The organism is Azotobacter bryophylli (assembly GCF_042643485.1).
Classification (GTDB): domain Bacteria; phylum Pseudomonadota; class Gammaproteobacteria; order Pseudomonadales; family Pseudomonadaceae; genus Azotobacter; species Azotobacter bryophylli.
Genome location: NZ_JBHRSJ010000034.1, coordinates 202762 through 227103, shown reverse-complemented (window position 1 = coordinate 227103; position 24342 = coordinate 202762). Strand labels below are relative to the sequence as shown.

The 24342-nt window shown below is 61.8% G+C and carries 31 protein-coding genes; 22 read left to right on the top strand and 9 right to left on the bottom strand.

From position 1 onward, the window contains the following. Positions 1 to 96 precede the first annotated feature (96 nt). The 3 genes from ACFOJE_RS17075 to ACFOJE_RS17065 all read left to right on the top strand — a co-directional run bounded on the left by ACFOJE_RS17075 (position 97) and on the right by ACFOJE_RS17065 (position 2970). Positions 97 to 1446 carry a chloride channel protein gene (locus tag ACFOJE_RS17075; RefSeq protein WP_377815850.1) on the top strand — a complete coding sequence of 450 codons (1350 nt, stop codon included), beginning with the start codon at positions 97 to 99 and terminating at the stop codon, positions 1444 to 1446. Between the two features lie 57 nt (positions 1447 to 1503). Beyond that, the gene (locus ACFOJE_RS17070; protein WP_377815849.1) at positions 1504 to 2055 is read left to right on the top strand and encodes an ROK family protein; all 552 of its coding nucleotides are present in this window, start codon (positions 1504 to 1506) and stop codon (positions 2053 to 2055) included. A 135-nt stretch (positions 2056 to 2190) separates the two neighbouring features. Then, positions 2191 to 2970: a TatD family hydrolase gene (locus ACFOJE_RS17065; protein WP_377815847.1), complete on the top strand. Its 780-nt coding sequence runs from the start codon at positions 2191 to 2193 to the stop codon at positions 2968 to 2970. 9 nt (positions 2971 to 2979) lie between these two features. Here the strand turns inward: ACFOJE_RS17065 and ampE are convergent, their stop codons facing one another. Both ampE and ampD read right to left on the bottom strand, forming a co-directional pair. Further along, positions 2980 to 3819, bottom strand: coding sequence for a regulatory signaling modulator protein AmpE (gene ampE / locus ACFOJE_RS17060; RefSeq protein WP_377815846.1), 840 nt, complete (start codon positions 3817 to 3819; stop codon positions 2980 to 2982). Further along, on the bottom strand, positions 3819 to 4379 hold the full coding sequence (gene ampD / locus ACFOJE_RS17055; protein WP_377815845.1) for a 1,6-anhydro-N-acetylmuramyl-L-alanine amidase AmpD: 561 nt from the start codon (positions 4377 to 4379) through the stop codon (positions 3819 to 3821). Before ampD ends, ampE begins: the two co-directional genes overlap by 1 nt. A gap of 169 nt (positions 4380 to 4548) precedes the next feature. Between ampD and nadC the strand changes: the two genes are divergently transcribed. Further along, positions 4549 to 5397, top strand: a complete 849-nt coding sequence (gene nadC, locus ACFOJE_RS17050; protein ID WP_377815844.1) for a carboxylating nicotinate-nucleotide diphosphorylase — start codon at positions 4549 to 4551, stop codon at positions 5395 to 5397. A 290-nt stretch (positions 5398 to 5687) separates the two neighbouring features. Here the strand turns inward: nadC and ACFOJE_RS17045 are convergent, their stop codons facing one another. From ACFOJE_RS17045 to ACFOJE_RS17030, 4 genes are all read right to left on the bottom strand, one after another. After that, positions 5688 to 6581, bottom strand: coding sequence for a hypothetical protein (locus tag ACFOJE_RS17045; RefSeq protein WP_377815843.1), 894 nt, complete (start codon positions 6579 to 6581; stop codon positions 5688 to 5690). 2 nt (positions 6582 to 6583) lie between these two features. Further along, positions 6584 to 7156: a LemA family protein gene (locus ACFOJE_RS17040; protein WP_377815842.1), complete on the bottom strand. Its 573-nt coding sequence runs from the start codon at positions 7154 to 7156 to the stop codon at positions 6584 to 6586. Positions 7157 to 7430: 274 nt separating this feature from the next. Then, complete coding sequence (locus ACFOJE_RS17035) at positions 7431 to 8159, bottom strand: hypothetical protein (protein WP_377815841.1); 729 nt, start codon at positions 8157 to 8159, stop codon at positions 7431 to 7433. Between the two features lie 97 nt (positions 8160 to 8256). Then, the gene (locus ACFOJE_RS17030) at positions 8257 to 8793 is read right to left on the bottom strand and encodes a pilin (protein WP_377815840.1); all 537 of its coding nucleotides are present in this window, start codon (positions 8791 to 8793) and stop codon (positions 8257 to 8259) included. Positions 8794 to 9424: 631 nt separating this feature from the next. Between ACFOJE_RS17030 and pilB the strand changes: the two genes are divergently transcribed. From pilB to yacG, 5 genes are all read left to right on the top strand, one after another. Further along, entirely contained in the window at positions 9425 to 11128 is a 1704-nt protein-coding gene (pilB, locus tag ACFOJE_RS17025; protein WP_377815838.1) for a type IV-A pilus assembly ATPase PilB, read from the top strand. Positions 11129 to 11130: 2 nt separating this feature from the next. After that, entirely contained in the window at positions 11131 to 12348 is a 1218-nt protein-coding gene (locus ACFOJE_RS17020) for a type II secretion system F family protein (RefSeq protein ID WP_377815836.1), read from the top strand. A gap of 1 nt (position 12349) precedes the next feature. Then, positions 12350 to 13222 carry a prepilin peptidase gene (locus ACFOJE_RS17015; protein ID WP_377815835.1) on the top strand — a complete coding sequence of 291 codons (873 nt, stop codon included), beginning with the start codon at positions 12350 to 12352 and terminating at the stop codon, positions 13220 to 13222. A gap of 90 nt (positions 13223 to 13312) precedes the next feature. Beyond that, a complete protein-coding gene (gene coaE / locus ACFOJE_RS17010) occupies positions 13313 to 13945 on the top strand; it encodes a dephospho-CoA kinase (protein ID WP_377815834.1) in 633 nt (210 codons plus the stop codon). Further along, positions 13942 to 14142 carry a DNA gyrase inhibitor YacG gene (gene yacG / locus ACFOJE_RS17005; protein ID WP_377815833.1) on the top strand — a complete coding sequence of 67 codons (201 nt, stop codon included), beginning with the start codon at positions 13942 to 13944 and terminating at the stop codon, positions 14140 to 14142. The genes coaE and yacG overlap by 4 nt, the downstream gene beginning before the upstream one ends. A 7-nt stretch (positions 14143 to 14149) precedes the next feature. Here yacG and ACFOJE_RS17000 read toward each other — a convergent pair whose 3' ends face one another. The 3 genes from ACFOJE_RS17000 to ACFOJE_RS16990 are packed head-to-tail and all read right to left on the bottom strand — an operon-like array spanning position 14150 to position 15725. Beyond that, complete coding sequence (locus tag ACFOJE_RS17000; protein WP_377815832.1) at positions 14150 to 14839, bottom strand: energy-coupling factor ABC transporter permease; 690 nt, start codon at positions 14837 to 14839, stop codon at positions 14150 to 14152. Beyond that, entirely contained in the window at positions 14836 to 15303 is a 468-nt protein-coding gene (locus ACFOJE_RS16995) for an FAD/FMN-containing dehydrogenase (protein WP_377815830.1), read from the bottom strand. The genes ACFOJE_RS17000 and ACFOJE_RS16995 overlap by 4 nt, the downstream gene beginning before the upstream one ends. Further along, complete coding sequence (locus tag ACFOJE_RS16990) at positions 15300 to 15725, bottom strand: GNAT family N-acetyltransferase (protein ID WP_377815829.1); 426 nt, start codon at positions 15723 to 15725, stop codon at positions 15300 to 15302. The genes ACFOJE_RS16995 and ACFOJE_RS16990 overlap by 4 nt, the downstream gene beginning before the upstream one ends. A gap of 230 nt (positions 15726 to 15955) precedes the next feature. Here ACFOJE_RS16990 and ACFOJE_RS16985 point away from each other — a divergent pair, with 230 nt between their 5' ends. The 13 genes from ACFOJE_RS16985 to ACFOJE_RS16925 all read left to right on the top strand — a co-directional run bounded on the left by ACFOJE_RS16985 (position 15956) and on the right by ACFOJE_RS16925 (position 24341). Continuing rightward, entirely contained in the window at positions 15956 to 16585 is a 630-nt protein-coding gene (locus ACFOJE_RS16985) for a DUF1780 domain-containing protein (RefSeq protein WP_377815827.1), read from the top strand. A 151-nt stretch (positions 16586 to 16736) separates the two neighbouring features. Further along, positions 16737 to 16910: a DUF3094 family protein gene (locus tag ACFOJE_RS16980; protein WP_377815826.1), complete on the top strand. Its 174-nt coding sequence runs from the start codon at positions 16737 to 16739 to the stop codon at positions 16908 to 16910. Between the two features lie 63 nt (positions 16911 to 16973). Next, positions 16974 to 18275: an NAD(P)/FAD-dependent oxidoreductase gene (locus tag ACFOJE_RS16975; RefSeq protein ID WP_377815825.1), complete on the top strand. Its 1302-nt coding sequence runs from the start codon at positions 16974 to 16976 to the stop codon at positions 18273 to 18275. Between the two features lie 393 nt (positions 18276 to 18668). Next, positions 18669 to 19526 (top strand): ParA family protein, encoded by an 858-nt coding sequence (locus ACFOJE_RS16970; RefSeq protein ID WP_377815824.1) that lies wholly within the window; start codon positions 18669 to 18671, stop codon positions 19524 to 19526. Position 19527: 1 nt separating this feature from the next. Then, positions 19528 to 20253 (top strand): hypothetical protein, encoded by a 726-nt coding sequence (locus tag ACFOJE_RS16965; protein WP_377815823.1) that lies wholly within the window; start codon positions 19528 to 19530, stop codon positions 20251 to 20253. Continuing rightward, positions 20253 to 20954: a DUF2786 domain-containing protein gene (locus ACFOJE_RS16960; protein WP_377815822.1), complete on the top strand. Its 702-nt coding sequence runs from the start codon at positions 20253 to 20255 to the stop codon at positions 20952 to 20954. The genes ACFOJE_RS16965 and ACFOJE_RS16960 overlap by 1 nt, the downstream gene beginning before the upstream one ends. Further along, a complete protein-coding gene (gene dnaB, locus ACFOJE_RS16955; RefSeq protein ID WP_377815821.1) occupies positions 20948 to 22300 on the top strand; it encodes a replicative DNA helicase in 1353 nt (450 codons plus the stop codon). Before ACFOJE_RS16960 ends, dnaB begins: the two co-directional genes overlap by 7 nt. Further along, a complete protein-coding gene (locus ACFOJE_RS16950; RefSeq protein ID WP_377815819.1) occupies positions 22297 to 22476 on the top strand; it encodes a hypothetical protein in 180 nt (59 codons plus the stop codon). The genes dnaB and ACFOJE_RS16950 overlap by 4 nt, the downstream gene beginning before the upstream one ends. Beyond that, complete coding sequence (locus ACFOJE_RS16945; RefSeq protein WP_377815818.1) at positions 22466 to 22999, top strand: hypothetical protein; 534 nt, start codon at positions 22466 to 22468, stop codon at positions 22997 to 22999. Before ACFOJE_RS16950 ends, ACFOJE_RS16945 begins: the two co-directional genes overlap by 11 nt. After that, positions 22999 to 23364: a hypothetical protein gene (locus ACFOJE_RS16940; RefSeq protein ID WP_377815817.1), complete on the top strand. Its 366-nt coding sequence runs from the start codon at positions 22999 to 23001 to the stop codon at positions 23362 to 23364. Before ACFOJE_RS16945 ends, ACFOJE_RS16940 begins: the two co-directional genes overlap by 1 nt. Further along, positions 23361 to 23876, top strand: coding sequence for a hypothetical protein (locus ACFOJE_RS16935; protein WP_377815816.1), 516 nt, complete (start codon positions 23361 to 23363; stop codon positions 23874 to 23876). The genes ACFOJE_RS16940 and ACFOJE_RS16935 overlap by 4 nt, the downstream gene beginning before the upstream one ends. Next, positions 23873 to 24118 carry a hypothetical protein gene (locus tag ACFOJE_RS16930; RefSeq protein ID WP_377815814.1) on the top strand — a complete coding sequence of 82 codons (246 nt, stop codon included), beginning with the start codon at positions 23873 to 23875 and terminating at the stop codon, positions 24116 to 24118. The genes ACFOJE_RS16935 and ACFOJE_RS16930 overlap by 4 nt, the downstream gene beginning before the upstream one ends. Further along, complete coding sequence (locus ACFOJE_RS16925) at positions 24105 to 24341, top strand: Arc family DNA-binding protein (RefSeq protein ID WP_377815813.1); 237 nt, start codon at positions 24105 to 24107, stop codon at positions 24339 to 24341. Before ACFOJE_RS16930 ends, ACFOJE_RS16925 begins: the two co-directional genes overlap by 14 nt. Position 24342 lies beyond the last annotated feature (1 nt).

Sequence of the window (24342 nt, the reverse complement as noted above, 5' to 3'; positions counted from 1 at the left end):
GCCCCGCGCGCAACCCGCGGGGCCTTTCGCCAGGCCGGCGTTGTCCGGCGCATCGCGAACGGGCAACGCCCCGCCGCCGACGGAAGCCTCCCACCGATGGACGACTCCCGCGACACCTCCGCCCCCCTGGTGCAACGCCTGCGCCATCGACGGCGCCTGCGCGGTCTGCGCCAGAGCGCGGCCTTCTGGCTCGGCGCCCTGCTGGTCGGACTCGCCGCCCTCGCCTTCGCCTGGCTCGCCGATCATGCCTACGCTCAGTTCCGCCATCTGCTCGGGCACGGCTCCTGGTGGCCGTGGCTGGTCACCCCGACCGGCTTCGCCCTGCTCGCCTGGGCCACCCAGGGCCGGCTGGGCAAAGCCAAAGGCAGCGGCATCGACCTGGTGATCGCCCTGCAACACAAACCTTCCAGTCGCTTGCGCAACGCCGCCCTGGCCCTGCCGATCGCCGCGGCGAAGATGCTGATGACCGTGCTGGCCCTGCTCTGCGGCGCCTCGGTGGGACGCGAGGGTCCGACCGTGCACATCGGCGCCGCCCTGATGTACGCCTTCGGCCGGCGCCTCGGCCTGCAGACCCAGCGCGCTGGCTCCGGGCTGATCATCGCCGGCGGTGCTGCGGGCATCGCCGCCGCCTTCAACACGCCGCTGGCCGGCGTGGCCTTCGCCATCGAAGAGCTCAGCCCGCGCTTCGAGCAGCGCCTTAGCGGCCTGATCCTCACCGCCGTACTGATCGGCGGCATGGTCACGCTGGGCCTGCTCGGCCCGTACAGCTACTTCGGAGAACTCGGCGCCGCGCTGCCCCTCGGCGGCGCCTGGCTGGCGGTGATCGCCTGCGGCCTGTTCGGCGGACTGCTCGGCGGCCTTTATTGCCGCCTGGTGCTGCCGGCCCGGAGCGGCCCGCTGGCCGTGCTGGGAGCCTGGCGCGCACGTCGACCGGTGCTGTTCGCCGCCGCCTGCGGGCTGCTTCTGGCCCTGCTCGGGGTCTGCTCCGGACAGCACGTGTTCGGCACCGGCTACGAGGAAACCCGCGCCCTGCTGCAGGGGCATCCGGCAACCGACGGCAGCTTCCTGCTGTGGAAATTCCTCGCCAACGTGGTCTCCTTCCTGGCGGGCATTCCCGGCGGGCTGTTCTCTCCGTCGCTGACGGTAGGCGCCGGCATCGCCCCCTGGCTGGTCGACTGGATTCCCGGCGTCAGTCTGCAGACCGCCGGCCTACTCGGCATGGCCGCCTACCTGGCCGGCGTCACGGGCTCGCCGTTGACGGCCACGGTGATCAGCATCGAGCTGTCGCACAGCCCGGACATGGCCCTGCCGATCCTCGCCGCCAGCCTGCTGGCCAGCGGGATTTCCAGACGCATCTCTCCGGTGCCGCTCTATCAGGCCCTGGCCCGTCGGCTGCTGGACAACCTGCCGCAGCCGGATCAGGCCGGCGGAAGCGGTCACCGATAGCGACGGCGGCCGACGGACTGTTAGGCTGTCACGATCCCCACCGAACAAGACACGACCATGACCCTGCGCTTCGGTATCGACCTCGGCGGCACCAAGATCGAGATCGTCGGCCTCGACGGCGAACGCGAATGCCTGCGCCGACGGGTGACCACACCCCGGGGCGACTATGCTGCCACGCTTGCCGCCGTCGCCGACCTGGTTCGGGACGCCGAACGCGAACTGGGTCGGCGCGGCAGCGTCGGCCTGGGGATTCCCGGAACCGTCTCGCCCGATCATGGGCGGATCAAGAACGCCAACTCCACCTGCCTGATCGGCCAGGATCTGCAGGGCGATCTCGAACGCCTACTGGAGCGGCCGGTCCGGCTGGCCAACGACGCCGACTGCTTCGCCCTCTCGGAGGCCTGCGACGGCGCCGGGGCAGGCGCCTACAGCGTATTCGGGGTGATCGTGCTCGGCGGCGGCCTGTCCAACATGCCAGCCCTGTACCGGGAGGTGCCGCCCCTGCTGGTACGCCATGTCTTCTCCGACCGGATCAACACCCGCCTGCTGCCGGCCCGCCACGGCGACTCCAGCGGCGTGCGCGGAGCCGCCTGGCTGTGGCCGGCCTGATCGGTCCGGCTGACGCTCCCGACGGCGGCCCTTCCCCATGCTTCGCGAAGGACTCGGGAGCCACGGGCTCGAGCCTGGCCGCCGGAAAAGCCCGCAGCGGTATGCTCTTGCCGGTCCCTTCCGAGGAGTTCGCCCGTGCGTCTGATCGACACCCATAACCACCTCGACTTTCCCGAGTTCGACGCGGACCGTCAGGCCGTGCTCGCCCGCTGCCGGGCACTGGGCATCGAGCGGCAGATCCTGCTCGGCGTGTACCGGCAGAATTGGCAGCGGATCTGGGACCTTGCCTGCGTCGAACCCGAGCTGTACGCCGCTTTCGGCCTGCACCCAGTCTATCTGGCCAGGCACAGCGCCGCCGATCTGGACGATCTGGGCGACTGGCTGCGGCGCCTGCGCGGACAGGGCAAGCTCTGCGCGGTCGGCGAATTCGGTCTCGACTATTACCTGACGGAGCTGGACCGCGAGCGCCAGCAAGCGCTATTCGAGGCCCAGCTGCGCCTGGCCGCGGAGGTGGAGTTGCCGGTCCTGCTGCACGTGCGCCGGGCCCATGCACCGACCGTCGCCGCGCTGAAGCGCGTCCGGCCGCCGCGTGCCGGCATCGTTCACGCCTTCAGCGGCAGCCGCGAGGAAGCGAAGGAGTACCTGAGGCTCGGTTTCAAGCTCGGCCTGGGCGGCGCACCGACCTGGCCGCAGGCCAACCGCCTGCGCCAGGTGGTCGCGCAATTGCCGCTGGAGGCCGTGGTACTGGAAACCGACGCACCGGACATGACCCCGGCCATGCATCCGGGCCAGCGCAACAGCCCGGAGTACCTGCCGGAGATCTGTGGCGCCCTCGCCGCGCTCATGGGCATAGAGCCGGATGTTCTGGCCGAGGCGAGCACGCGCAACGTCTGCGAGCTGTTCGGCTGGCGGTGACCCACGCGGTCAGGCGAGGAGTACCAGCAGGGCGATCGCGGCGTACCAGAGCACCGCAGCACGCACCAGCAACTGCCACAGCTCGTCCAGGCTGCGGACGCCGGCCTCGCCGCCGAGCGTCTCCCCCGGAACCTCACTGGCAGCCCGCCCGGCATCGCCCACCAGCTTCGCGGCCGTCACGTCCCGGCTCAACAGTTCGTGCAGCAGCACCCGGCTGACGGCGATGAAGTTGCCGACCAGGCCGAAGCTCGCCGCCAGCAGACGAGCCGGCAGCCAGTCGAAGACATGCCGCAACCGCACCGCCCGCTCGCGCAGCGACTCCACTTGGGCATGCTCGTCGGTCAGGGCCAGCAGTCGATAAGCCAGCGCCGCCACCGGCCCGAGCAGGGCATACCAGAAGATCACCGCGAAAAAGCCCTGATAGGCCTGCCACAGCAGATATTCCTGCACCCGCTCCAGCAGTGCGTCGCCGTCCGGCACCTCCAGCGCCAGATCGCGCTCAGCCACCAGATAGGCCGCCTGGCTGTCGCCGCGACGCCAGGCATCGCGGAACGGCCCGAGCGAGGTCTGCACATCGCCGCGTCCCAGACTGTAGATCAGCACCAGCAGATGCACCGGCAAGGCCAGCCAGCCATAGGCCAGCGGATGCAACGCCACCAGCACCAGCCCGAGCAGCAGCACCGGCAGGAGCACCAGCAGGGCCAGGCTCAGCCAGGGCGCTGCGGTCAGTCGCGGACGCCCTTCGACCCTCGTCAGCAGACGTAGCCAGAACCGATCCTGCTGAATGTGCAGACGCCAGTTGGAAAACGTCTCGAACAGCAGGACCAGCAGAAGAACCAGAAACGCCATCAACCACCTCCTTGTTCAGTAAGGCTTTGGAGATAACGAGCCCAGTCGAAGGACGGACCCGGATCGGTCTTGCGCTGCGGGGCGATATCGCAATGACCGCAGATACGCTGTGCATCGAGCGCCGGATAGGCGCGCAGCAGCTGCCGGGTGAGCCAGCTCAGAGACTCGTACTGCGCCTCGCTGTAGGGCAGCTCGTCGGTTCCCTCCAGCTCGATGCCGAGGGAAAAATCGTTGCAGCTCTCGCGCCCCTCGAAACACGACACGCCGGCATGCCAGGCCCGGTCGAGACAGGAAACGAACTGGGTGACGGCACCGTCGCGCTCGATCAGGAAATGGGCCGAGACCTGCAGCGTGGCGATGGAGGCGAAAAAGGGATGCTCATCCGCCGCCAGACGGTTCTGGAAGAACTGCTGCACCTTGCCGGTGCCGAACTGCCCCGGCGGCAGGCTGATGTTGTGGATCACCAGCAGGGAGATCTCCCCCTGCGGGCGCACATTGAAATTCGGCGAAGGGCAATGGCGCACGCCATGGCACCAGCCGGTCAAGGGATCAAGCTGCATCGGACGCCTCCTCGGAGAGCTCCACTCTAGAGCAGCGGGAAGCCGGGGCCAAGGGATTCCGCCCCCGGAGCCATCGGCGGAGGCCCGCTGAAGCAGCGGATGCACATCCCACCCCCACACTCGCACCACAGCCCCTATAATCGGTGCTTTCGAACCCGCGGAGTCCGTCATGCCAGACCTCATCCTTGCCGACCTGACCGCCGAAATCGAGGCGAACGTGCGCCGTGCCTTGGCCGAGGACATCGGTAGCGGCGACATCACCGCACAGCTGATTCCCGCCGAACGCCTGGCCCATGCCAGCGTCATCACCCGCGAAGCGGCGGTCATCAGCGGCAGCGCCTGGGTCGATGCGGTGTTCCGCCAGCTCGACCCGCGGGTCGCCGTGCACTGGCAGGTGAGAGACGGGGAACGGGTCGCCGCCAACCAGGTGCTGTTCACCCTGGAAGGGCCGGCCCGAGCCCTGCTCAGCGGCGAACGTAGCGCCCTGAACTTCCTCCAGACCCTGTCCGCCGTGGCCACCCGCTGCCGTCACTATGCGGACCTGGTGGAGGGCACGCCGGTCAGGCTGCTGGACACCCGCAAAACCCTACCCAGCCTGCGCCTGGCGCAGAAATACGCAGTCACCTGCGGCGGCTGCCACAACCACCGCATCGGCCTGTTCGACGCATTCCTGATCAAGGAAAACCATATCGCCGCCTGCGGCGGCATCGGCGCAGCGATCGACAGCGCCCAGCGCATCGCCCCCGGCAAGCCGGTGGAAGTGGAAGTGGAAAACCTGGAGGAACTGCAGGAAGCCTTGGCGGCCGGCGCCGACATCATCATGCTCGACGAACTCAGCCTCGAGGACATGCGCACCGCGGTCAAACTCACCGCCGGCCGCGCCAAACTGGAAGCCTCCGGCGGGATCAACGACTCCACCCTGCGCACCATCGCCGAAACCGGGGTGGACTATATCTCTCTCGGCACCCTGACCAAGGACGTCAAGGCCATTGATCTGTCCATGCGTCTGAAGCTGTAGGTAGCCCGGCAAAAGGATCCGACGTAGTCGCTACTGTGGCTCCTCAGCGGCGTAACCTGCAGGAGCCGGTGCATCCATATCCAGCTTTATGCACATTCCATCATCAGCCTGGATCCTCGCGAAAACGGAGACCGAACAGTTTTAACAGGTCATGTAAGCTGCTACGGGCCTAGTACACAGCCATGCTCATCGGCGTTGCCTAAGACAAGAACGAAAAAACGGAGAATCTGGGTATCAGGGGCGCCCGGCAGAAACGAGAAAGCGTCGGGAGATGAGCTGGATAGCCCGCCCTACCAATGTCGCACTCCCAGTACCCAAGCCATCAGCAAAGCGCCTGCCAAACAAAGTACGGCACCTCCGAGCGCCTGCCAGAAAAAACGCTTGGCCAGTACCTCCTGGCCATGGCTGGAGAGCACGAACGGTAGTGCGGCATCGGGCTGTGCCAGGCGATGCTGCAGAGGCAAGCTGGCCCTCTGACGGTGACGGTCCTCTGCCTCCAACTGGGCCGCGAGATGCACAAGGCGCCACTCGGCCTCGTCGAGTCGGCCATTCCCATCGCCATCGAAACGACGTAGAAGCCCAGCGAAATCACCTTTCCACTCGCGGACAACCCGCCCCTTCGCCGCCTGAAGATCGAAGCCCTGCTCGCCTCCGAGTGTGCGGAAGTCACCGATGGCATAGAGGGGCTCTCCCGTATGCAGGCGCTCCTCGATATAACGGTATTGCTTACCCAAACCGATCAGTCCGAGCCAGCTGCCCGAGCCCGAGATAGTCCCCTGCGGATGGCGCTGATTGCCTGTCCAAACCTCACGCCGCGCTGGCAATACCATGGCACCGTGCGGATCAATCAGGCACTCTCCGCTGCCGTCGCTCAGGCACAGCCAGCCTTCGCTAGTACCCTTCTCGATCACCCGCCAGCGTCGGCCCTTGGCATCGGAGCTATATTCCTCGATCCGATAACGCCACCACTGGCAGGGCTTACCAGTCAACGGACCGAACAGATTGGGCGAGGAGAGATCCAGCAAGATACCGGCCAACTCGACGTAGCCCTGAGCGGCAGAGGAAACTTTCGAAGTTGGCGTATCCAGCAGATAGCGTGTCCGCGACCAGTTGCTGACAAACAGCCAGCCACCGAAAAGACAAAGCCCTATGGCGAGTATCAATTGAAAGAACAGGAAGTTCATACTCAACGAAACAGCGACTTCAAATCGACATCCGCTTTTTCGGATTCGCCGAACTGCAGCAAGGGGGCAGAGGCAAAGCCGAACAGCCGAGCCAGAATTACATCTGGAAACTGCTCAACACGCACGTTATTGAGATTAACCGCCTCGTTATACAGTTCTCGGCGGTCGGCGATGCCGCTTTCCAGACGGGTAATACGCTGCTGTAGATGACGGAAGCTCTCACTGGCCTTGAGCTCCGGATAGTTCTCGGCCAGCGCGAACAACTGGTCCAGCCCACTGCGCAAGCCACGCTCCGCTTGCCCCAATGCCACAATGTCACCCCTCTCACGGGCACTGTAGACAACGCTACGAGCATGGACCACCATTTCCAAAGTGTCCCTCTCGTATTGCATGTACTGCGTGCAGGTCTCCACCAGCTTGGGCAACTCCTCGTGCCGTTGGCGCAACAACACATCGATATTCGACCAGGCTTTGCCGACCCCATGCTTTAGACGCACAAGGCCGTTATAGAGAATCACTGCATAAGCGGCGCAGAGGGTCGACACCGCCAGAATGACTACCAGGCTCAGACTCATAGAACCCCATGCAAATCAATCAATGAACCATCATTGTATCGACAAAGGACGAAATCAAGAGAGGAGTGAATTACGAGCACTTGGTTGTTTAGTTCGGAATCGCCTCCAACTTGATACCACCCACAAAAGATTTACTTAGCACCCTGCGATCTCAACACCAAAGCGCCTATAAGAGCAAACTTCATTAATAGCCGCCAACAAAACGGGTGGGGCTGCCCGTTAGGCCTTGCCGCCACTGCCTGTGAGGAAATTGTGGTTGATTTTGTTAGCTGCTCTAGGAAGGATCCGGGACAAAGTCCTTCATCCGCTGCGTTTTGGGATCAAAACAGATTGAGCCGCCCTGATAAGAAGATTGGATATCCACTCGAAAACAGGCGTTCTCTTCACTCCAGACAGCCCCCCGAAAAATTCTTTCTAAGGTCTGACGGTCACTGCTCAGCTCTCGATATTGATCTACCCGTAGTTGAAGTGGGGTGTCGCCATTAAGTAGAGCTTTTGTGTGTAGCACTAGAAACTCGGCAGCACTCCCGGGCACTTCGACGTAGAAATACTTGGGAGTCCAGCCCGATAACCGCTCCAACTCCCCCGCTCTAAGATTAAGTTGTCGATAATCTTTCCAGTTGAGCACATGGAAAGTGTCGAATACCTGCACCACCGCCAATGGTCGTGACTCGACCACGACATAGGCACCTGCGCCCAGCGCAAACATCTGTACCAATGCGATCAGAGACAAATCCCTGACCAACTCTGATCGTGGCTTGAGAGCATTGAACACGATCACAGTCAGACAAGGACCGAGCACCAGGTCGACCGCTGCGATGATTTTCAGCCCATCCCAGCCACCAGCAGCCTGAAATAGCCCGCTGGGAAAGAGCCATAACAGCGCAATCGATGCCAGCACAGTCAGGATCGCCAAGCTGATCAGAAAATGGAGCGCACCTGCACTCCAACGGCTCAAAGGCCTGCGCATAAACATCCCGCTTTCATGAATCCGATTCAGCATCCAAAAACAGAAAACCCCTTGAAAAGGGGTTTTCCATGCATTCAGGAACGACTATCCGGGACATCAGAGCATCTAGGACGGCCGCCACTTGTCCTGCTTAGCGGCACTCGTTCGGAGCGAACTGAGCAGGCAGGGTAGCAGCACCCACAGCCCCCAAGCCACGGTTGCCCGATACGTTATTGCTAGTGGAAGCGCAGCCCCAGTCGATGGAGCCGGTAGCAGCACCAGCACCGAAGCTGGCGCCCAACTGAACCGTGGCAGCACCAGTTTGCACGTAGGGGGTGAAGAGCAAGGTCGAAGCAGCCGGAATATTGCCGACGTTGGCCTGGTTGAAGGTCACGGTTATTTCGCCAGTCCCCGGAGCGACCTGTACGGAAGTCACGTACTTACTGGTCGCGCCGAGGTTGTTGGCTTGAGCGTTCCAGGTAGCAGCAATAGCAGCCAGTTCGGCTGCGGTATTGGCTTCAGCGATCATCTGCTTGGCGCTGGAGGCCAGACCTACACCCTCGGTCACACGGGAACGAATGGTGTAGTCCTGGTAAGCCGGCAGAGCAACGGCGGCCAGAATACCGATGATCGCCACCACGATCATCAATTCGATCAGGGTAAAACCCTTTTGCACTTGAGCTTTCATCAACTTCTCCTAAAGGTGTCAAGGCTCTTGGCCTGCCAGAGTAAAAGCAGCAGACGTGCCAGCTTTCCCGTTCTAGAGCAGTCGAGAATGATGAAAGAGGCCGGACTTGGACCGACCTTAGGGCTGGAAGGCACGTAGTTGCTACGTCTCCCCTGAAAAAAAGATGTCCATTGGTGTTTTTGCCGATATTCCCCTCTGAGTCTTCCATCACAAAAAATCGCCCCCCCGAGGCAGGTATACCCGGTTTGCCAGAACCAGAAAAAGGGGTGGGCGACTTGCCCAGCAGGCATTCGAGCAAAAACCCGCCAACTCCTGACACTTTTTGTCACTTGCCTTGTGTGGGTTTGGCAGCTTTCGTCTGCTGGGTTATAAGGCAGATGCCATCGAGGCCGATCCATGGATTTTCCACTTACCTCCCTTGCTGCCAAACGGGCACATGCGCGTGCAAGCAAGAGCGACTTGTCTCTATGCACTAGGGAGAGTGCGATGAATGCCTCTGCTGCAATTGAAGGCTCAGGGTAGAGTATCCCTATCCGGCCTGTCCCAGAGTAAAAGGGAGACCCACCAGATCTGCCGCTCCCCACGATTCACCCGGCCTGTTTCCGCCACTTAGCAGAGAGCCGCTTTGTAGATGAACGACAACGTTTCCCTTTCCGGTCTGGCCCGGCAGATGGTGCTGGTCGGCCTAATCGATGAGAAAAAGGCACAGCAGGCCCAGCTCGAAGCACAGCGAAATAACCTGTCGCTGGTCACCCATCTGGTGCAGAGCAAGCTAGTGAAAAGCCGCCCTCTGGCAGAACTGGCGGCAGAGCAGTTTGGCATCACTCTGTTCGACCTCAAGGCACTAGATAAGGAGGGGCAGCCGAAGGACCTGGTCAGCGAGAAGCTGATCCGCCAGCACCGGGCCTTGCCCTTGCGGCGCCGTGGCAACAAGCTCTACGTAGCGATTTCCGATCCGACCAATCATCAGGCGATTCGCGATATCCAGTTCAGTACCGGCCTGACCGTCGAAGCCATTCTGGTGGAAGACGACAAGCTGGGAGAAGTTATCGAGAAGTTCTTCGACGCGGCCGGCAGCGGGATGGGGGAGCTGGCCGACATCGATCTGGACGGCCTGGAGGTGACGGCAACCAACGGCGACGAGGAAGAAATCAACCCGGCCGGCGATGCCGAGGATGCACCGGTGGTGCGCTTCGTCAACAAGGTGCTGCTGGATGCGATCCGGGGCGGCTCTTCCGACTTGCACTTCGAGCCCTACGAGAAAACCTACCGGGTACGCCTGCGTACCGACGGCATCCTCCATGAAGTGGCCAAGCCACCGATCCAACTGGCGCCCCGGATCGCCGCACGCCTGAAGGTGATGGCCGGACTGGATATTTCCGAACGGCGCAAGCCCCAGGACGGCCGGATCAAGATGAAGATTTCGAAAACCAGGGCCATCGACTTCCGGGTCAACACACTACCCACATTATGGGGCGAGAAGATCGTGATGCGGATCCTCGACCCCTCCAGCGCCCAGATGGGCATCGACGCCCTAGGCTATGAAGAGGATCAGAAAGCACTCTATCTGGAGGCACTGAACCAGCCACAGGGCATGATCCTAGTCACCGGCCCGACCGGCTCGGGCAAGACGGTTTCCCTATATACCGGCCTGAATATCCTGAACACAGCCGAGGTGAACATCTCCACCGCCGAGGATCCGGTGGAAATCAACCTGGAGGGGATCAACCAGGTCAACGTCAACCCCAAGCAGGGCATGGACTTCTCCCAGGCTTTGCGCGCCTTCCTGCGTCAGGACCCGGACATCATCATGGTCGGTGAGATCCGGGACCTGGAAACTGCCGAAATCGCGATCAAGGCCGCGCAGACCGGCCACATGGTGATGTCCACCCTGCACACCAACAGCGCGGCGGAAACCTTGACCCGCCTGCGCAACATGGGCGTCCCCTCGTTCAACATCGCCACCTCGGTCAACCTGATCATTGCCCAGCGCCTGGCACGCAAGCTGTGCAACCACTGCAAGAAGCCACTGGACATTCCTCGGGAAGCTCAGATTCAAGAGGGCTTTCCGGAGGAAAAAATCGGCACCTTCAAGATTTATCGCCCGGTCGGCTGCGAACAGTGCAACGGCGGATACAAGGGCCGGGTCGGTATTTATGAAGTGGTTAAAATCACGCCGGCTCTGCAGCGCATTATCATGGAGGACGGCAACTCCATCGATATCGCCCAGCAAATGCGCGCCGATGGCTTCAACGACCTGCGCACCTCTGCCCTGCTGAAGGCCATGCAGGGCATCACCAGTCTGGAAGAAGTCAACCGCGTCACCAAGGATTAACCATGGCGGAAAAAGCGTTAAAGACCAGCGTGTTCACCTGGGAGGGTACCGACAAGCGCGGCGCCAAGGTCAAGGGGGAACTCAGCGGAGTGAATCCTGCACTGGTCAAGGCGCAATTGCGCAAGCAGGGCATCAACCCGCTCAAGGTGCGCAAGAAGGCTGTATCCCTCCTCGGCCAGGGCAAGAAGATCAAACCGCTGGATATCGCCCTGTTCACCCGGCAGATGGCAACCATGATGAAGGCCGGGGTGCCGCTATTGCAGGCCTTCGACATCATCGGCGAAGGTCTCGACAACCAGAACATGCGCAAGCTGGTAGACGAGGTCAAACAGGAAGTAGCAGCAGGCAACAGCTTCGCCAGCGCCCTGCGCAAGAAGCCTCAGTACTTCGACGACCTGTATTGCAACCTGGTTGAATCCGGCGAGCAGTCCGGCGCTCTGGAAACCCTGCTCGACCGGGTCGCCACCTACAAAGAAAAGACCGAGGCCCTGAAGGCCAAGATCAAGAAGGCGATGAACTACCCCATTGCGGTAATCGTGGTAGCAATCATCGTCTCGTCAATTCTACTGATTAAAGTAGTTCCGCAGTTCCAATCGGTGTTCGCCAACTTCGGCGCCGAGTTGCCTGCCTTTACCCGAATGGTCGTTAGCCTATCCGAGACCCTACAGAAATCCTGGTTCTATGTCCTGCTGTGCATGTTCGCAGCCTCTTTCGCACTCAAGGAGGCGCACAAGCGCTCGGAAAAGTTTCGCGACTGGGTGGACCGCACGATTCTGAAACTGCCCATCATTGGCGACATTCTCTATAAATCCGCAGTCGCCCGCTTCGCCCGGACCCTGGCCACCACCTTCGCCGCAGGCGTACCGCTGGTGGATGCGCTGGACTCGGTATCCGGCGCCACCGGGAACGTGGTGTTCCGCAATGCCACCGACAAGGTCAAGGCTGACGTCTCCACCGGCATGCAGCTCAATTTCTCCATGCGTACCACCGGCACCTTCCCGACCATGGCGATCCAGATGACTGCCATCGGCGAGGAGTCCGGCTCACTGGATGAAATGCTGGACAAAGTGGCCAGCTTCTACGAAGCCGAGGTGGACAATATGGTCGACGGTTTGACCAGCCTGATGGAGCCGCTGATCATGGCGGTCCTCGGCGTGCTGGTCGGCGGCCTGATCATCGCCATGTACTTGCCGATCTTCCAGCTGGGTGCCGTGGTCTGATATGCCTTTCATCGATCTGCTGGCCAGCCACGTGCTGGCCTTTGTTTTCTCTGTACTGCTGCTTGGTCTGGTGGTCGGCAGCTTTCTCAATGTCGTGATCTATCGCTTACCCAAGATGATGTTGCGCGACTGGCAAGCCCAGGCGCGGGAAGTACTCGAACTGCCGGATGCTGGACCAACCGAGACCTTCAACCTGGTTTTGCCGAACTCACGCTGCCCGCACTGCGGCCATGAGATCAGGCCCTGGGAGAACATCCCACTACTCAGTTGGCTGGTCCTGCATGGAAAGTGCTCGAGCTGCAAGGCGTCGATCAGCGTACGCTATCCACTGGTGGAGCTCGCCTGCGGATTGCTCTCGGCCTATATCGCCTGGCATTTCGGCTTCGGCTGGCAGGCCGGTGCCATGCTTCTGCTCAGCTGGGGCCTGCTGGCCATGAGCCTGATCGACTTCGACCACCAGTTGTTACCCGACTCCTTGGTATTGCCGTTGCTCTGGCTGGGGCTGATCATCAATCACTTCGGCCTTTTCACCAGCCTGGAAGACGCCCTCTGGGGGGCGATCGCCGGCTATCTCAGCCTGTGGTCGATGTACTGGCTGTTCAAGCTGACCACCGGCAAGGAAGGCATGGGCTATGGTGATTTCAAGCTGCTGGCGATGCTTGGTGCCTGGGGAGGCTGGCAGATTCTGCCGCTGACCATCCTCTTGTCCTCTCTGGTCGGCGCAATGCTCGGATTGCTCATTCTGAAACTACGTAAGGCCGAGCATGGCACGCCGATCCCCTTCGGCCCTTTCCTCGCCCTCGCCGGCTGGATCGCCTTGCTCTGGGGAAAGCAGATTACCGGCGCCTATCTTCAGTTCGCGGGCTTTCACTAAGCCTATCCCTTGCCCGCCCCTCCTCTTCGTGATGAGGGGCTTGGTCCACTCCATTTGCATATCGGCAGTCGAACCGGTATCAAGACTGGCATGATTCGTAAGAGCCCTAAGATGAAACCGTGGATTCTTGGCCTGACTGGAGGCATCGGCAGCGGCAAGAGCGCCGCCGCCCAGCATTTCAGCGATCTCGGCGTGCACGTGGTGGACGCCGACCAGGCGGCTCGATGGGTGGTGGAGCCAGGCCGCCTGGCACTCAGAAAGATCGCCGAGCACTTCGGCAAGGAGATCCTGCTGACGGATGGCCGCCTGGACCGAGCCGCACTACGACAGCGGGTGTTCCAGGATGAAAACGAGCGTCGCTGGCTGGAGAAACTGCTGCATCCGCTGATCCGCCAGGAGATCGTAGCCAACCTGGAACAAGCCAGTTCGCCCTATGCCATTCTGGTTTCGCCCTTGTTGGTAGAGACGGATCAGCATCGATTGGTACAACGCATCCTCGTCGTGGATGTGCCCGAAGCCCTGCAGCTGCAACGCACCATGCAACGCGACCAAGCCGATAGGAAACAGATCGAAGCGATCATCAAGGCCCAGGCCAGCCGCGAAGAGCGCCTACGCCATGCCGATGACGTGCTGAACAACGATCGCTCCGAGGAGTGGCTGAAACACGAGGTCGAACGCCTACATGCCTTTTATCTGACCCTGCGCGGAGGCCAAGTATCATGAAGCAGCCCCGGATAGTCACCTGCCCTACCTGCAAAGCTCCAGTCGAATGGTGCTCACAGAGCCCATGCCGACCATTCTGCAGCGAACGTTGTAAGCTGATCGATCTGGGCGCCTGGGCTGCCGAGGAGCACGCGATTCCGGGAGACAGTCTCGAGGATGACTTGTTTTCCGGGGAACTGCCGCCGAGAGAACATTGACAACCGACTAACGCCGCGTCTCGTCGTCCTTCCAGGGAGCCTGCAGATAGCGGCTGCGGTTGAAGGTTTCCAGCCACTCGGGATAGTAGACCACCAGACCACTGACCACGGCACCGTTGATGAAGGCTTCGGGGAACATGATCAGCCAGAGGTAACCGGCAAAGTCCTCGAGCCACGGCGGCATTTCGTAACGCCCATCCATCCACAGCAAACCGAGCCCCGCCATCAGGCAAATCAGGGCGGTCAGCGCAGCCGGAAAAAAACCCGAACAGAAGATATAGACGAACAGGTTGTGTGGCTGGGCGCGCTCGACCAGCAAGGCGCAGCCCTCGGCAATCAACACTGGGATCGTCACCAACAACAGACCATTCACCCCCAGTGCAGCCCAGTCCTGCCGGCCCAGAGCCAACAGCCCGAGCTGGGCCGCCAGACCGGCAAGCATTGCCAGCGGCCAGTCGAGCAACAACGTGACCGCCGTCATGCCGATGAAATGAAAGGAGAGTCCGGAGGGAAAATCTCGTCGCACCAGCCATAGTAGAAACACAGCCAGCATGGTGCCGAACAGCAGATGCTGTCGTCGGCTATCGCTGAACAATTCCAGCCAGGGGGATCGCCAGGCGGCAAAAAGCAGTGTGCCCACATAAACGACCGTACAGGTCATCAGTGTATCGGGCTCAAGCAGCTCGGCAGCTATCACCGGGCCTCCCGCTCGAGAGCAGCAGACAGCTCACCGGCGCTGCCGAATTCGCGCAAGCCCTGCAATTTCTCCTGCTCCAGATCCAGCCAGAGCACTTTGGCCGGGTCCCCAGGGTAGCGAGAGGTAACGCGAGCATCGCGGTCCAGCAACACCCGATAGGAGTAGCCTCGCATGGCCGGCACCGCGAACAACCGGGCAATGAGCGACGGCATACGGCTGATATCGGCGACGAAGACTGTCTGGCGAACCTCCAGATAGCCTTTGGGCCGATCCTTGAGCGCTGCCTCGACCAGCCGTGCGCCGTCCATACTACGAGCAACTAGCAGGATGCGGGTCTGCTCATTCAGGCTATAGGCCTGCTCATGCTGGTCGAGCAGGGTCCAAGGAGCGAGCCGCTCCCCCACCTCCAAGGCCTGTGCCCAGAAAGGCATCAGACAGAACACCAGAGCGGTAAAGAATCTCAATTTTCATTCCTCCGAGTGGAATAGACCTGGATGTCCCGACGCATTTCCCAGCCTGGCTGAGCCAACCAGAACTCCAACGCCAGCGGCGCATCGCCGAGCACGAAGACATGGGATTTTTCGATGCCCAAGGCAGCCAGGCGGAGCAGCCCCTCGCGCAGCAGTGCACGGGCAAAGCCACGGCCGCGCCAGGGCTCGTCGACCACCAGATGCTGCAGGTAGCCACGACGACCGTCGTGCCCCACCAGCAGCGAAGCCAGGACCTGGCCATCCTGCTCGATCAGCAGGCTCAGATCGGGATTGCGCTCGAGATAGGCACAGAACGGTTCGAACTCATCCTCGACGCGAAGCTGCAAGCCGGGCGTACGCTGCCATAGCGCCAACAGGGCGGGATGGTCGCCAGGGGTAACGGACCGAATCGACATGCGACAATTCCTTGAAGCGGATGACGCAGTTTACACCCCCAGGCAGAGCCCTGTGGATTAGCCGTAAACCACGTGAGCGTCGATGCGGTCTGGAGCGACCGTAGAAAACACCATTGGCAATGCCCAGTAGGGCGTCAGGACGTATTGGCAGAAGAGAACGAACCCGCTATAACCACAGGCGATTGCTCCTATCTGTCGAGCCACACATTCCAAGTGCCTGGTCTTGATCCATGGACGAAGCCGACTATCTGCGTCTGCTCACCCGACAGGCCGAGCAGGCCAACGACTTTCTCTCCAATGCGCGCAAGTGGGAGCGCGAGTGCTGGGTCTGCCAGCGCCTCTTGCAGGCACTGAACATCACGTATCGGAACGGAGAATTCAGCCCCGCTGACCAGGAGCCTCCGGATGTCCGGTTCCGGGAAGCTAATTTCGAGGTGTTCTTCGTGCTTGACGAGGGCCGGCGCCTGAACGAGGAATGGCGCGCCGAGCTTCAACGCCGCCGTAGCGCCGACAGCCTCAAGGATCTACTTGTCGACGCCGGTCCGCCACGTCATCTACCTGCCGCGGATCTGCAGGCACGTCTAGCGCCGACCTTGCACAAGAAGGCGCACAACTACCTGGAGCGCGGACTCGACTTGGGAGAACTGGACCTGCTCGCCTTCATCAGCCTCAAGCAGGCGACACTCGACCGCAACACCTACTTTCCACCACCCACGGAATTCGTCTTGCAGGGCTGGCGCTCGCTCTCACTGATCGGACCGTCCTTCGCCCGAGTGCTGTTCGCTCACTCAGACGCGCCGGAATTCCTGCGCAACAATCTGGGGCGAAGCGTGCTGTTTGACGTCGGCATAGGGTTCTGAAGTGGAGAAATTACGACTAAGGTTGGTTGTTTTACGCCTCTAAAACTCGCATTTTTCCATTCACATTCACCGACGAAGCGTTATTATCCAAGCATAAAGAGCACGCCGGGTCACTCTGGCGCATGACTAAACCAAGAATACCGAGCCTTGCATGCCTAGCCGCCTGAGTCCCGATGATCAGCGACGCGTCAATGAGTACCTGAGCGCTCCGCAACATCAGGTGGAGCGCCGCCCATTCCGCCCCTGGCGAATGATGCTGGTACTGCTGGTCGTGGTCTTCAGCCTGGGTTTGTTGAGTCTCCTGCTAGGTCGACTGGCGCTATGAGCTGCCTTGCGCTCGCCCGGACGGCCCGCATTCCGGTTTTTCCTAGCCTTGCGAGACCTACCCATGACTCATCGTATCGTTATTGTCGGCGGCGGCGCCGGCGGATTGGAACTTGCCACCTGCCTAGGTAAAACCCTGGGCAAACGAGGTCAGGCGAAGATCATTCTGGTCGACGCCAACATGACGCACATCTGGAAACCTCTGCTGCACGAGGTTGCAGCTGGTTCACTGAACTCGACTGAAGATGAGTTGAACTATGTGGCCCAAGCCAAGTGGAACAATTTTGAATTCCACCTTGGCCGCATGTGTGGGCTGGACCGGGCGAATAAACGCATCCGCCTGGCTGCCTCGAATAATCCTGATGGACACCCTCTGCTACCGGAACGAGATATCGTCTATGACACACTGGTCATGGCCGTAGGCAGTACATCCAACGACTTCGGCACACCGGGAGCTTCCGAACACTGCATATTTCTGGACGCCCGTAAACAGGCCGACCGCTTTCGCCGTCAGCTGCTCACCCACTATCTGCGTGCCCAGCAGGCCAGCGAAGACCATAGCAACCAAGTCAGAATCGCCATTGTCGGCGCAGGAGCCACCGGTGTCGAACTGGCAGCCGAACTGCACCATGCCTCCTATGAGCTGGCAGCTTATGGTCTGGATCGAATCCAGCCAGAGGACCTGCAAATCACCCTGATCGAAGCCGGGCCACGAGTGCTGCAAGCACTACCAGAACGCATCAGCCAGTCGGCCCATGCCACGCTGAAGAAGCTCGGCACGACCGTGATGACCAGCACGGCGGTCAAGGAGGTTACCGCCGATGGACTGCATACCAAGGATGGCCAGTTCATCCCCGCCCATCTGATGGTCTGGGCAGCAGGTATCCGCGCCCCGGCCTTTCTGAAGGAGCTGGATGGACTGGAAAGCAATCGGATTGACCAACTGGTCGTCCGCCCAACGCTACAAACCACTCGCGACGATGACATCTTCGCCTTCGGCGACTGTGCCGCTTGCCCGCAACCGGACAGTGATGGCCGCAACGTCCCCCCCCGCGCCCAAGCCGCACACCAGCAGGCTGCGTTATTGGTGAAATCGCTCAAGCTACGCCTGAAGGGCAAGCCCCTGCCGGAATACCGCTACCGCGATTACGGCTCGCTGATCTCCCTGTCGAGGTTTTCAGCGGTCGGTAATCTGATGGGCAATCTGACAGGCAGTGTGACCCTGGAAGGCTGGCTGGCCCGGAAGTTCTATGTCTCGCTCTATCGGAAGCACCAGATGGCCCTCTACGGCGGCCTTCGTACCGCATTGATGATGCTCGGCGGCCATTTCCGCCGCAGTACGGAGCCGCGGCTGAAGCTACACTGATCAAGCATAGGCATTGGCCTGCCAGAGCGGGCCAATGCCCTACCCGGCCATGCGATAACAATCGAAGGGCGACTGTAGAAAACCGAACGCAAGACAGAGACAAATAGGCGATCCCCACAAGTTTCTTACAGCGGAGGCCACCCGTTAGCATCAAACTCATGATGCCGCCAGCACTGACAGAGCGCTAAACGAACCATAAATCCGTGCAAGTCTTTGATTGATTGCTAGATACTGGAGAGAGAATATGGAGTGCTTCAGGAAATGGTGGGTCGTGTAGGATTCGAACCTACGACCAATTGGTTAAAAGTGATATTTCCCAAACCGGCTAGTCAATAACCTTATTTCTCCGCCTCCCCCAGCTGCTTCTAATGACCCACATTAGAGGCGCTACACATGATCTCCTCCATCATCTCCACCAAGGGTGGACCCGGTAAAACCACCACCGGCGCCAATCTCGGCGCATTCATCGCCGATGCCGGACTGCGTGTTCTCCTCATCGACATGGACCCGGTTCAACCCTCCCTGTCGTCCTACTACAACATCGCTCAGGAAGCGCCCGGCGGCATCTACGACCTGATCGCCCTGAACAACACCAATCCCCGCGACATCATCTCGATCACCGAGATCCCGAATCTCTCCCTCATCCTCTCCAACGATCCCAACAACCAACTGATCAACCTCCTCCTGCAGGCGCCCGATGGCCGTCTGCGCCTCGCCCAACTGCTCGAGGCCTTCAAGGGCCAGTACGACCTCATCCTGATCGACACCCAGGGTGCTCGCTCGGTGATGCTGGAGATGGTCGTCCTGGCCTCGCAGCTCTGCATTTCCCCCCTCCCCCCGAACATGCTCACCGCTCGTGAGTTCAGCCGCGGCACCCTGCAGATGCTCGATGGTCTGCGCGCCTATGCCCGGCTCGGCCTTCCCACTCCACCCGTCAAAGTCGTGGTCAACCTGCTGGACGAGACCGCCGATGCCCGAAAGATCCATGACCTGGTGCGCAACACCTTCCAGGCCGCCGAGGGCATCGAGGTGCTGGACAGCACCATTCCTTCCGCCGTCATCTACCGAGAATCCGCCACCCAAGGCATCCCCGCCCACCGCCTGGAATACCGCCAGCCCTCCAACCGCAAGTCGCCTTCGGCGCTGAGTGTGATCCGAGGCCTCGCCATCGAGCTGTTCCCGCAATGGCGGGACCGCTTCGAAGCGATGACCGAAGAGAACGTGCACGCCCTGGTGAAAGGAGGGCGCTGAGATGGCTCATACCCCTTCCGACCGGCCTACTGCCGCCTCCATCACCACCGAGCAAGTCCTGAACGTGACGCGTTACCTGACGGCGAAGGAGCTCCGCGCCTACCAGGGAAAACTCACGGCGACCTCGAAAGAGCTGGACCGTCTGATCGACAAGACTGGGCTCGGTCGCCTGATGGGCCTCGAAGAGCAGGAACTGATCAGGCAGGCCGCCGGCCTCGTCCGCACCATCAACTTGCGGATCGAGCACGCCAAGGAGAAGAAACAGCGCGAAGAGAAGGGGCGTGCCGATCGCTTCCGCGCCCTCGATCAACAAGCCCATGAGCTGACCCAGCAGGCCCATCCCTTACCGATCGAAACCCCCGAGCAACAGCTCGAGGTCGTGCGAACTGCGCTTGTGCTCAATCAGGCCCGGGTTCTGCAGATTTATTACTCCCCCCGTGAGTTCACCGCCAAGCTGCGACTGAGCGCAAAACCCGATCCGCAAAAAGCACACGACTGGTCGGCTAGCCGTGAGATCCATTACCTGCGCAGCGAGATCCACCAATCGGTCAGGGATCACATCAACTCCTCGCTGAACTTGGAGACCTTTTCGCACGACATTCCCACCAACCTCGCCACATTGCAGGCCAAATGCGACGAGCTCCGTCCGCAGGTGCTCGCACAGGAAGCCGAGACGATTCGGCTCTGGTCCGAAGCCCTGGCCAACCCGCAAGGGGGGACGCGCTGATGGACCGAAAAAGGATCTTCGAGAAGGTCGCCAAGTGCTTCGCCCTCGCCCACGCCAAGGGGGCCGCTCCGAACGAAGCGGAAACCGCACTCCGCCAGGCCCGCAAGCTCATGGAGCAGTACAACCTGGACGATAGGGAGGTGAAAGCCTTCCTGGTCAACGAGCATTGCATCCCGACCGGCACCCGACGCCAGCCACCGACCTGGATCTTCGCGTTGGCCAACACCTGCGCGACGGCGTTCGATTGCGAGTATCTGGCGTTCCCGGTGCCTCGTGAGGGCTGGAGTCTGAAGTTCGTCGGCCTGGGCGTCTCCCCCGAGCTGGCGGCCTACGCCTATTCGGCCTTGAACCTACAGTTACAGACCGCTCGCCGGCATCACGTGGCCCAGCAGCACCGCTGCAAGCTGTCCACCAAGCGCCGGCGCGGAGCAATCTTCGCCGAAGCCTGGATCTCGGCCGTGGCCGAGAAGGTCTGGGAGTTCGCCCAAGGGCGGTCGACCGAGACCGAGCAAGCCATCCAGGCCTATCTCGAACGGCATCATCCCGGCCTGAAGACGAACGACCTCGACTCCACCCAGGCCAAGGGACACGACCAGAAGTCGCAGCGGCAAGGCTGGGAACAGGGCCGGAAGGCCCGGCTCAACCCGGCCCTTCGCCAGGATGCCCCCGCACAGCCCTTGCTGGGAGGTGGCGCATGGTGAGTCTCGCCGACCTCTCGCCCCCGCACTCCCAGGAAGCCGAGCAAGCCGTCCTGGGCGGGCTGATGCTCGACAACAGCGCCTGGGATCTGATTGCCGATCGCCTCACGGAAGAGGATTTCTTCCAGCGGGAGCACCGCCTGATCTTCCGGGGCATCCGGACACTGGCCTCGACCAACGCGCCGTTCGATGTAGTCACTGTCTCCGAGTCGATGAGCGACCTCGAGGAGGCTGGCGGACTCGCCTACCTGGGCGAGCTGGCCAAGAACATTCCGTCGGTGGCCAACCTCGAGCACTACGCCGAGATCGTCCAGAACCGAGCTCAGCTGCGCCGCCTGATCCAGCTCGGCTTCGCCTGCAGCCGAGAGGCTGCCGCTCCGCAAGCGCAAGCCGAGGCGGTTCAGCAGTCGATCGAGCAGCAACTGTTCGCCCTAGCCCAGACCCATCGGGTCAACGAGTTCAGCGACATCCAGAAAGAGCTGCTCAAGCTCGTCGATCTGATCGACGAGCGCTTCAACAACGGCACCGAAGTCATCGGCGTGTCCACCGGCCTGGATGACCTGGACCAGATCACCTCCGGCCTGCAGCCAGCCGACCTGATCATCCTCGCGGCACGCCCCTCGATGGGCAAGACCAGTCTCGCCCTGAACCTGGTCGATCCCGCCCTGCGGAAGTACCCCGAGCAGAGCGTCCAGGTCTACAGCCTGGAAATGCCGACCCAACAGTTGCTTTTCAGGCTGCTCGCCCTCCTCGGCGGGCTCGACCTGCAGAAGCTCATGAAGGGACAACTGGACGACGAAGACTGGCCCAGGCTGCAGGCGGCGATGCACAAGCTCAACAGCTACGGCGATCGCTTGGTCATCGACGATACGCCGGCACAGACGCCAACCGCCCTGCGCGCCAAGGCGCGGCGGGCGGCACGCAAGTATGGTCCGCCGGCCCTCATTCTCGTCGACTACCTGCAGTTGATGAAACAACCCGGCAAGGAGAACCGGGCCAACGAGATCGCGGACATCTCCGGCGCCCTCAAGGCGCTGGCCAAGGAGATGGCGTGTCCGGTCGTGGCGCTTTCCCAACTGAATCGGGACCTGGAACGCCGCCCCAACAAACGGCCCATCAATGCTGATCTGCGCGACGGCGGAGCCATCGAGCAGGACGCGGACGTGATCCTGTTCGTCTACCGCGACGAGATCTACCACCCCGACACCGAACACAAGGGCATCGCGGAAATTATCGTCGGCAAGCAGCGCAACGGCCCGACGGGCACCGTCCGCACCGCCTTCATCGCCCATCAGACCCGCTTCGTGAACCTCAGTGCCAACACCGACTGGCAAGGAGCCCGCGCATGACCACTGCTCATCCGACCCATTGGTGCGTTTCCTGCGGAAAGCACTACACCCGGCAACAGGTTCGTCAGACCTTGCCTGCCGAGCACACGCCCGATGGCGAAGTCGAACTGCTGATCTGTCCTCACTGCGGCAGCGATCAAGTGGAAGAACTGCAGGAGATCGGCCATGACGAATGACGCCATGCCCTTCCCCACCATCCGCGCAGACGCTGCGTTCGAGGCTTCTGCTCTCGTGCATGCCCATCGCTCCGGGGTGAATGCCACCGAACTGGATGCGCTGGCCCAGAGCATCAATCGACTGGCACGGGATCACAGCACCGTGGTGCCGGCCAGCATGGAGGCGGTCCTGGCCGAGTTCGAGCAGCTCGGTTACGTGACGCTGTCACCGACGCCTTGCGGAACCCTCTCGGTGGAGCTGCTCTGCCCGAGCGCCCTCCTGTCCACCTACTTCTGGTCAATCTGGGTGCCCCGCCATCTGTACGCCAATGCCCTGAAGGTCGCGGTTATTCCCCTGCTCGACGATCGGCAGGAAGCCCAGCACTGCACCGTGGTGTTCCGTATTCCCGGCACGCGTGAAGCCGCCCGCGAATTCCTCGCCGACCTCACCACCCAGTTCCCCGGCCTCGCTCCCGAGATCGTGGCGGTCCAGGCGGGCAACGCACTCGCCCGGCAAGCCAGCCCAGCAGAAGGAGCCCACTGATGGAGCGCTATCACGATACCCGGAACGACCTGCCGACCCCGGCCGGCCGCGAAGCCGCCCGTAAAGCTCTCGACGAGGCCGTCGAGGCCTTCATGTCCCAGGGCGGCGGAGTCTCGCACGTCGCCGAAGGGGTGTCTTCCCCGACCGACAGTGGGACCCCGTCGGGCTTCGTGCAGACGAGTAAGACGAAACGCACGGATGCCCAGCTGCGAGCAGAGCTACTGGTCAAGGCCAAGCGCGGCAACCAATCGCTGGGCGCGATCGCCAAGGAGCTGAAGGAGCCCCTGAGCCGCTGCCAGGAGATCGCCCGTCGCTACCGCATCGAGATCCGGACCCAATGTTTCCAGAAGGGGGGCCGGCCATGATGCAGAACGAGACCGTGAGCGAACGCCACCTGACGCTTCTCTGGCACACGCTCGGCGTGACTCCCGAACGACGCGAGCCGTACCGTAACCACTTCGTCGCCGATCCTGGCCATTACGCCATGCCGGATCTGCAGGGGCTGGAGGCCGAGGGGCTGATGGCGCGCGCCCGTACTCCGGCCTTCTGTTGTCCTGACGACGTGGTGTTCACCGTAACCGATGCGGGTCGCCGCTTGGCTCTGCGCCTGCTGCCAGAGCCGCCAAAGCAGACCCGCTACGATGAGTACCTGTGCTCGGAGTACAGCGAATCGTTCGCCGACTATCTCGGGATCAACGTGCCGGAGTACGAGAGTCGCGGCGACTGGCGGAATCGAGAGTACCGCATGCGACGCTGGGTAGGCTTATCCAGCTATATCGACGTACAGGGCGAGTGGGCACGCACCAAGAAAGAGGCCAAGGCCAGCTACAAGGCCGCGCTGAAGGCGAACTGGGCCGCCAGAAGGAGCGTCGCATGACTCCGCCTGCCCTGCCTCGCGGCCTCAAGAAGAAATTGCACGACCTGGCCTGCTTCGCCATCGGGCAGGGGTGGAGCGTGAGCCGCACGAACGGCGGCCATATCCGCTTCACCAAGGCCGGCTGCGCCCCCATTTTCACCTCGTCGTCGCCCAGCGACCACCGCGCCGAACACAACGCCCGCGCCCAGCTCCGTCGCGCCGATCGACAGCCCAGTTCGAGAGATCTCCATGACACTCACTAACCACGTCTCCTCTGCGCACGACGAGAAGTTCGTCGTGCGCTTTCCCCATGGCATGCGCGAGCGTCTCAGCGCCTCGGCCCGGGACAACCAGCGCTCCATGAACGCGGAAGTCGTCTTCCGCATGGACCATTCCCTCGCCCTGGAAGCGGAGATCACCCGCCTCAAGGCGGTCATCGACCGGCTACTGACCGCCCCGTCCCCCGCCCGCCCCGAAGGAGCCTGAA

What these genes read in the sequence shown, in the direction of transcription:
- ACFOJE_RS17075 (WP_377815850.1), top strand. Translation starts at nt 97, where the DNA reads ATGGACGACTCCCGCGACACCTCCGCCCCCCTGGTGCAACGCCTGCGC.
- ACFOJE_RS17070 (WP_377815849.1), top strand. Translation starts at nt 1,504, where the DNA reads ATGACCCTGCGCTTCGGTATCGACCTCGGCGGCACCAAGATCGAGATC.
- ampE (WP_377815846.1), bottom strand. Translation starts at nt 3,819, where the DNA reads ATGGCGTTTCTGGTTCTTCTGCTGGTCCTGCTGTTCGAGACGTTTTCC.
- ampD (WP_377815845.1), bottom strand. Translation starts at nt 4,379, where the DNA reads ATGCAGCTTGATCCCTTGACCGGCTGGTGCCATGGCGTGCGCCATTGC.
- nadC (WP_377815844.1), top strand. Translation starts at nt 4,549, where the DNA reads ATGCCAGACCTCATCCTTGCCGACCTGACCGCCGAAATCGAGGCGAAC.
- ACFOJE_RS17045 (WP_377815843.1), bottom strand. Translation starts at nt 6,581, where the DNA reads ATGAACTTCCTGTTCTTTCAATTGATACTCGCCATAGGGCTTTGTCTT.
- ACFOJE_RS17040 (WP_377815842.1), bottom strand. Translation starts at nt 7,156, where the DNA reads ATGAGTCTGAGCCTGGTAGTCATTCTGGCGGTGTCGACCCTCTGCGCC.
- ACFOJE_RS17035 (WP_377815841.1), bottom strand. Translation starts at nt 8,159, where the DNA reads ATGCTGAATCGGATTCATGAAAGCGGGATGTTTATGCGCAGGCCTTTG.
- ACFOJE_RS17030 (WP_377815840.1), bottom strand. Translation starts at nt 8,793, where the DNA reads ATGAAAGCTCAAGTGCAAAAGGGTTTTACCCTGATCGAATTGATGATC.
- pilB (WP_377815838.1), top strand. Translation starts at nt 9,425, where the DNA reads ATGAACGACAACGTTTCCCTTTCCGGTCTGGCCCGGCAGATGGTGCTG.
- ACFOJE_RS17020 (WP_377815836.1), top strand. Translation starts at nt 11,131, where the DNA reads ATGGCGGAAAAAGCGTTAAAGACCAGCGTGTTCACCTGGGAGGGTACC.
- ACFOJE_RS17015 (WP_377815835.1), top strand. Translation starts at nt 12,350, where the DNA reads ATGCCTTTCATCGATCTGCTGGCCAGCCACGTGCTGGCCTTTGTTTTC.
- coaE (WP_377815834.1), top strand. Translation starts at nt 13,313, where the DNA reads ATGATTCGTAAGAGCCCTAAGATGAAACCGTGGATTCTTGGCCTGACT.
- yacG (WP_377815833.1), top strand. Translation starts at nt 13,942, where the DNA reads ATGAAGCAGCCCCGGATAGTCACCTGCCCTACCTGCAAAGCTCCAGTC.
- ACFOJE_RS16990 (WP_377815829.1), bottom strand. Translation starts at nt 15,725, where the DNA reads ATGTCGATTCGGTCCGTTACCCCTGGCGACCATCCCGCCCTGTTGGCG.
- ACFOJE_RS16985 (WP_377815827.1), top strand. Translation starts at nt 15,956, where the DNA reads ATGGACGAAGCCGACTATCTGCGTCTGCTCACCCGACAGGCCGAGCAG.
- ACFOJE_RS16980 (WP_377815826.1), top strand. Translation starts at nt 16,737, where the DNA reads ATGCCTAGCCGCCTGAGTCCCGATGATCAGCGACGCGTCAATGAGTAC.
- ACFOJE_RS16975 (WP_377815825.1), top strand. Translation starts at nt 16,974, where the DNA reads ATGACTCATCGTATCGTTATTGTCGGCGGCGGCGCCGGCGGATTGGAA.
- ACFOJE_RS16970 (WP_377815824.1), top strand. Translation starts at nt 18,669, where the DNA reads ATGATCTCCTCCATCATCTCCACCAAGGGTGGACCCGGTAAAACCACC.
- ACFOJE_RS16965 (WP_377815823.1), top strand. Translation starts at nt 19,528, where the DNA reads ATGGCTCATACCCCTTCCGACCGGCCTACTGCCGCCTCCATCACCACC.
- ACFOJE_RS16960 (WP_377815822.1), top strand. Translation starts at nt 20,253, where the DNA reads ATGGACCGAAAAAGGATCTTCGAGAAGGTCGCCAAGTGCTTCGCCCTC.
- dnaB (WP_377815821.1), top strand. Translation starts at nt 20,948, where the DNA reads ATGGTGAGTCTCGCCGACCTCTCGCCCCCGCACTCCCAGGAAGCCGAG.
- ACFOJE_RS16950 (WP_377815819.1), top strand. Translation starts at nt 22,297, where the DNA reads ATGACCACTGCTCATCCGACCCATTGGTGCGTTTCCTGCGGAAAGCAC.
- ACFOJE_RS16945 (WP_377815818.1), top strand. Translation starts at nt 22,466, where the DNA reads ATGACGAATGACGCCATGCCCTTCCCCACCATCCGCGCAGACGCTGCG.
- ACFOJE_RS16940 (WP_377815817.1), top strand. Translation starts at nt 22,999, where the DNA reads ATGGAGCGCTATCACGATACCCGGAACGACCTGCCGACCCCGGCCGGC.
- ACFOJE_RS16935 (WP_377815816.1), top strand. Translation starts at nt 23,361, where the DNA reads ATGATGCAGAACGAGACCGTGAGCGAACGCCACCTGACGCTTCTCTGG.
- ACFOJE_RS16930 (WP_377815814.1), top strand. Translation starts at nt 23,873, where the DNA reads ATGACTCCGCCTGCCCTGCCTCGCGGCCTCAAGAAGAAATTGCACGAC.
- ACFOJE_RS16925 (WP_377815813.1), top strand. Translation starts at nt 24,105, where the DNA reads ATGACACTCACTAACCACGTCTCCTCTGCGCACGACGAGAAGTTCGTC.